This window comes from Streptomyces viridosporus, from assembly GCF_002078235.1.
GTDB lineage: Bacteria > Actinomycetota > Actinomycetes > Streptomycetales > Streptomycetaceae > Streptomyces > Streptomyces viridosporus.
Genome location: NZ_MSGP01000982.1, coordinates 1 through 565 on the forward strand (window position 1 = coordinate 1; position 565 = coordinate 565).

General features: G+C 69.9%; 1 protein-coding gene. It reads right to left on the reverse strand.

Annotation, left to right across the window (positions count from 1 at the left end; genetic code table 11):
- The coding region (locus B7L92_RS39035) for a TetR/AcrR family transcriptional regulator C-terminal domain-containing protein (protein ID WP_255311388.1) at positions 1–322 on the reverse strand (322 nt) is incomplete at its 3' end.
- Positions 323–565 lie beyond the last annotated feature (243 nt).

Genomic DNA, 565 nt, shown 5'->3' on the forward strand with positions numbered 1-565 from the left:
AGATCGCGATCCCGACGACGTTAGCCATGAGTGTCCCCAGAGCCCGTTCCGTCTCGTCCGGCGGGAAGCCCGCGGCCTCGAACCGAGCGAGCAGCCCCGACGCCGTCCGCAGGGCGTTCGGGCCGATGTGGACGAGGCCGACCTGGCTCAGCTCGGGGGCGATCCAGGGGTGGCGCAGGACCATGGCGCGCAGGTCCGCGGCGGTGCGGACGACCGTCGCGCGCCACTGGTCGCGACCGGCGACGGACGGCACATCGAGCTCGCCGTAGACATCGTCCACGACCAGCTCGATCAGCTCGATCAGCTCGTCCTTGTTGGCCACATGCCGGCAGGGTGAGTTCTGGATCTCGACGCAACGGTTCATGAGCTCGCGGCGGGGGTGCTGCACCTGGGTACGGGCGTGGCGGCGACGACGGACTCCGTCTTCCAGCTGGGCTCGATCGCCAAGGTCTACAGGCGACCCTGATCATGCGGCTCGCCGAATCACGAGCTGTACGCGGCGCTCTACCGCGAGCTGTTGGCCGAGCTGGGCGCGGTGGTGATGCCGGAGCCCTTCGGCCCGCCG